Annotated in this window: 1 protein-coding gene; it reads left to right on the top strand. The window is 65.8% G+C overall.

From position 1 onward, the window contains the following. A partial coding sequence (locus I55_RS05755) for a YeaH/YhbH family protein (protein ID WP_044559551.1) occupies window positions 1-1,259 on the top strand: 1,259 nt, incomplete at both ends.

The following is a 1,259-nucleotide window of genomic DNA, read 5'->3' as shown; positions in this document are numbered from 1 at the left end:
CGATCGCCGCGCAATCCCAAGGGCAAGAGCCTTGCCAACCGTCAGCGATTCATCCGGCGCGCCAAGGAGCAGATCCTGCGCGCCGTGAATGGCGCGTCCAGCAGCCGCCGCATCAAGGACGTGGAGAGCGGCGCCGACATCTCCATCCCCACCGGCGGCATTTCCGAACCCACCTTCCATCGCTCCTCCTCGGGCGGTATCCGCGACCATGTGGTGCCCGGCAACAAGGAATTCATGGAAGGCGACACCATCGCCAAACCCCCTGGCGGCGGCGGTTCCGGCCGGGGCAACGAAGGCAGCCCGGACGGTGGTGGCGAGGATGAGTTCCGCTTCGTCCTGACGCGGGAGGAGTTCATGGACCTCTTCATGGAGGACCTGGAACTACCGGATTTGGCCAAGCGCAAGCTGAAGGCGGCGGACTCGGTGCTGTGGCAGCGGGCGGGCTATTCCGTCTCCGGCTCCCCCACCAACCTCAACCTGGTGCGCACCATGCGCAACAGCCTGTCACGCCGCATCGCCCTGAAGCGCCCCAAGTCCGAGGAGATGCTGGCGCTGGAGGCGGAGATCGCCGAGCTGGAGTCTCATCCCGGCCGGGATCCGGACCGGCTGATGGAGCTGCGCGGCCTGCTGGAGCGCCAGGTGATGCGGGCCAAGCGCATCCCCTACATCGACCCCATCGACGTCCGCTACAACCGCTTCACCCCCATCCCGAAGCCGGCGGCGCAGGCGGTGATGTTCTGCCTGATGGACGTGTCGGGCTCGATGACCGAGCATATGAAGGACCTGGCCAAGCGCTTCTTCATGCTGCTCTATCTCTTCCTCACCCGCCGCTACAAGCAGGTGGAGGTGGTCTTCATCCGCCACACCCATGAGGCGGAAGAGGTGGACGAGGACACCTTCTTCCACTCCACCGAGACCGGCGGCACCATGGTGTCCACCGCGCTGGAGGAGATGAAGCGCATCATCAAGGAGCGCTATCCCGTCGCCGACTGGAACATTTACGGCGCCCAGGCCTCGGACGGCGACAACACCACCAGCGACGGCGGCCGGACCGCCGCCCTGCTGGAGCATGACCTGCTGCCGGCCTGCCAGTATTACGCCTATGTCGAGGTGGGGTCGGACCCCGACGCCATGCCGGCGGGCTTCGCCACACACGCCCGCGAGACCGACTTGTGGCGCACCTACAAGCAGGTCACCGGCACCGAGACGCCGTTCGTCATGAAGAAGGTCCGCCACCGGCGGGAAATCTATCCGGTATT

Origin of the sequence: Azospirillum sp. B4, from assembly GCF_000333275.1 — a bacterium.
Lineage (GTDB): Bacteria > Pseudomonadota > Alphaproteobacteria > Azospirillales > Azospirillaceae > Nitrospirillum.
The sequence above is the reverse complement of the archived record's forward strand: the minus strand, read 5'-3'. Positions and strand labels throughout refer to the sequence as shown.